The 3,393-nt window shown below is 65.8% G+C and carries 4 protein-coding genes and 1 pseudogene; 1 reads left to right on the top strand and 4 read right to left on the bottom strand.

The features are described from left to right. Positions 1-166: pseudogene (locus tag JOZ79_RS02645) on the top strand (IS5/IS1182 family transposase); the annotation flags it as partial. A gap of 88 nt (positions 167-254) precedes the next feature. On the opposite strand, the gene JOZ79_RS02640 reads toward JOZ79_RS02645, so the two are convergent. The 4 genes from JOZ79_RS02640 to JOZ79_RS02625 form a co-directional block, all read right to left on the bottom strand. Next, entirely contained in the window at positions 255-1,007 is a 753-nt protein-coding gene (locus JOZ79_RS02640) for a nuclear transport factor 2 family protein (protein ID WP_294070176.1), read from the bottom strand. 16 nt (positions 1,008-1,023) lie between these two features. After that, entirely contained in the window at positions 1,024-1,617 is a 594-nt protein-coding gene (locus JOZ79_RS02635; RefSeq protein WP_294070174.1) for a malonic semialdehyde reductase, read from the bottom strand. A gap of 67 nt (positions 1,618-1,684) precedes the next feature. Next, entirely contained in the window at positions 1,685-2,497 is an 813-nt protein-coding gene (locus tag JOZ79_RS02630; protein WP_294070172.1) for an SDR family oxidoreductase, read from the bottom strand. Between the two features lie 50 nt (positions 2,498-2,547). Further along, positions 2,548-3,153 (bottom strand): NAD(P)-binding domain-containing protein, encoded by a 606-nt coding sequence (locus JOZ79_RS02625; protein WP_294070169.1) that lies wholly within the window; start codon positions 3,151-3,153, stop codon positions 2,548-2,550. Between the last annotated feature and the right edge of the window lie 240 nt (positions 3,154-3,393).

Raw genomic sequence — 3,393 nt, 5'->3', positions numbered from 1 at the left:
GCAGGAGAGCCTTGGGTGAGACAGCGATGTTCCGCTACAAGGCGCTCATCGGTCCCGGTCTTCGCGCCCGGACTCTGGCCGCCCAGAAGACCGAAGCCCGGGTCGGCTGCGCGGTGCTGAACCGGATGACCAGGCTCGGTCGCCGGTGTCGCAGCGCATCGCTTGAGAGCGGCCCAGCTACCAGCCTGCGGCAGCCATCGGAATTGCGCACCAACGTCTCGGGAAGGCACTCTCGGGCGGTGGTAGCCTGATGCTCACAACACCCCGTTGTCGTTCTTCCGCATGTCTGGTGGCGGGATTTGCTCGGGAAAGCCCCAATGCTCAACAAGCTTTGAGTCTTCGACTCGATATAGGTCGACGTAGGCGCACGGAGCGCCGAGGTGCGTTCCCAAGGCAGCGATGAAGACGAAGTCTCCTTGCCCGAGCAGGAGCTTGATCTGGTCGATGGTCCTGTCGCGCGTGAGCACCGCCAGATCGCGCTCGAACGCATCGACACCGTCGGCGACGCCGGGCTCGTGGCGAATTTGCAGATCGGCGGACAGGAAACGGCGGATTTGGTCGTGGCGGCCTGCCAGATGGACAGTCTCATAGTACTCACGGACCAAAGCCTTGTTCTGGTCCGTGTCTTCTGGACGCCGGTGCTCCGTCGGACCGTCGACCTGTGTATGACCGCTCTTGTTGGGCGGACCGGCGGGAGCCGAGAAGCCCCAGTGCTCGACGATGAGGCCGTCCTCGAACCGGAAAACATCGAAGAAGGTGCCATCGCCCTGAACATGCCCGTCCGCCTGGGTGACGTCGTAGGCGCCGTCCTCGAACGCCCGGATCACTTTCAGTTCCCGGTCGTCCAGGGGATTGTTGTTGATGTACTGCCGCACGCCTTCGACGCCGTCCCCCACATGAGGGGCGTGCTCAAGGTAACACCCCGGATGGAGGTACTTCGTCGCCAGGTCGGGGTCGCCGTCCGACAATCCTTGCAGAACGGCTACGGCCTTTTCGATATTGCTCATGTCCTCGGACCTCCGCTTATTCGAAGCGCCCGGCTTCCTCGAAGGATAGCCGAGGATTTCGGGGAAAGATCGACTGCGGGTCGCCGTGGCCGATGCTGCAGATGAAGTTCGAGCGGATGCGCGTGCCTCCGAAGAAGGCGGCGTCGACGCCGGCATTGTCGAAACCCGACATCGGCCCGCAATCCAGCCCGAGCGCACGCGCGGCGATGACGAGATAGGCCCCCTGCAGGGTCCCGTTGCGCATCGCCGTCACCTCGGCGACCGGCGGCGGGGCAAAAGCCTTCTGCATGGCCTCGTAGTTGTGAGGCATGAGCTCGGGAAGCCGGTCGGCGAAGGCGAGGTCGTTGCCAACGATCACCGTCAGCGGCGCCGCAAGGACCTTGGGGCGGTTCCGCTCCCACGCCAGTTCGGCAAGCTTCGCCTTACCCTCCGGACTGCGCACCCAGACGAACCGCGCCGGGCTCGAGTTGGCCGACGTGGGGCCCCACTTCAGCAGCTCGTAGAGGTCGCGAACGGATCCCTCTTCGACGGGAGCAGCGGTCCAGCCGTTGTAGCTGCGTGCGCTTCGGAACAGCTGGTCGAGCGCGCCAGCGGCAAGGGTGTTGGTCATTTTGGTCTATCCTCTGATGTTGCCTGGGCGAGCGGCGGCGCTTCCTCAACCGGCGGCTTCGCCCCCGTCAGGCCAGGAAGCGGACCACACCGCCATCGACGCGGAGCGCCGCGCCGGTGGTAGCCGACGCCTGTTCCGAGCAGACGTAGACGATCATGTTGGCCACCTCGTCCGTGGTCGCGAAGCGCTGGATGAGGCTCGTCGGACGGGCGGACTTCAGGAAGCCCTGCTCCGCTTCCTCCTGCGTGACGCCCTGCGCCTCGGCCTGCTTTGCCATGAACCCGCCCAGGATCTCGGACCGGGTCGGCCCCGGCATCACCGCGTTCACGGTGACGCCCGTGCCGGCGACCGCCTCGGCCAGACCACGCGAGACGGCGAGCTGCGCCGCCTTAGTCATCCCGTAGTCAACCATCTCCTTTGGGATGTTGACGCCGGATTCGCTGCTGACGAACACGACCCGTCCCCAGCCGCGGCTCACCATTCGCGGCAGGTAGTGACGCGCCGTACGAACCCCGCTCATCACGTTGATCTGGAAGAGCCGCAGCCAATCGTCGTCGGGAATGGCCGCGACATCCTCGATGCCAGTGAAATCGCGAATGAAGGCGGTGCCCAGATTGTTGACGAGGATGTCCGCGTCCGGCGTGTGGGCGATCAGGGTCCCGACGCCTTCCGGCGACGAGAGGTCGGCGGCCACGCCCGAGACGTCGCTCCCGGGGACGGACTCGCGAATCTCCTGGACAGCCCGATCAACGCGCTCGTTCCCGCGACCGCTTACCACGACCGCTGCCCCGGCCCGCGCCAAGCCCTCCGCGGCTGCCCGGCCGATGCCGGCGGTCGATCCCGTCACGATGGCCTTACGGCCCGTCAGGTCTATCTTCATAAAATGCATCCTTCAGTCGTACGCGGGTCAGGCGGTGGGCCGGCGTTTGGTCACTTGTCATCGAACTTCACGAAGTCCTGGAAGATCAGTTCCGCCCAGTTCTTGTCCCGCGCTTGGACGAGCGCCCCACCTTCCGCGAGCTTGCCCAGCCACACCGGGGCAAAGCCGAGCTGTTCGGCCAGTGCCTTGACCGGCGCCGCCGTCTCCTCGTCGTCGCTCGACAGGAAGACGACCCGGCGGCCGCCGTTGACCGCCGGGTCGGAGCCCAGCACCTTGGCGGCGAGATGGTTGAACCCCTTGACCAGCCGTGCACCGGGCAGGCCGCGGGCGACGAAGGCTGAAGACGGGAGACCGTTCAGGTCCTGGACGGGCACGCCGAAGGCGTTTGTCACATCGACCACGACCTTGCCCTGCCATTCCTTGCGGGCCTTCGCGACCGCCGCGTGCTGCGCGAACGGCACGGCGAGGAAGACGATGTCGGCGCCGAGCGCCTGCTCCAGGCGTGTTGGAAGGATGGTCGGGCCGATTGCGTCGGCCTGGGGCGCCAGCTCTTCCGCCGGCCGCCTGCTCGCGACCATCACCTCGATGCCTTTGCGCGCGAATGTCTTGGCGAGCGCCTGGCCGATGCCGCCGAAACCGATGATGGCGTAGGTCATGATCCCTCCGGCTCCGGTAAGGCGCGAGGACGACAAGCCTCGGCCTTGAAATGTCTGCCGCAAAACTGGGAAGGCGGATGCGGTCGCGCGACTGACGATTTTCTGACATCGGATGTGTCGTTACGCACCACCTACGGACCGTCGGCAACGAGAGCTCACCTACCTTCTTTTGCTCAATCCGGCGCTACCGCCGTGGCGAGGTAGATCATCAGCGGTCATCACTCGCCCGGGGCGCGTCGC

The organism is Sphingomonas sp. (assembly GCF_019242355.1).
GTDB lineage: Bacteria > Pseudomonadota > Alphaproteobacteria > Sphingomonadales > Sphingomonadaceae > Sphingomicrobium.
This window is presented reverse-complemented; position numbering and strand designations above follow the sequence as displayed.

Excerpts from the sequence above, each read along its gene's own strand:
- JOZ79_RS02635 (WP_294070174.1), bottom strand. The coding sequence starts at position 1,617 with ATGACCAACACCCTTGCCGCTGGCGCGCTCGACCAGCTGTTCCGAAGC.
- JOZ79_RS02640 (WP_294070176.1), bottom strand. The coding sequence starts at position 1,007 with ATGAGCAATATCGAAAAGGCCGTAGCCGTTCTGCAAGGATTGTCGGAC.
- JOZ79_RS02625 (WP_294070169.1), bottom strand. The coding sequence starts at position 3,153 with ATGACCTACGCCATCATCGGTTTCGGCGGCATCGGCCAGGCGCTCGCC.
- JOZ79_RS02630 (WP_294070172.1), bottom strand. The coding sequence starts at position 2,497 with ATGAAGATAGACCTGACGGGCCGTAAGGCCATCGTGACGGGATCGACC.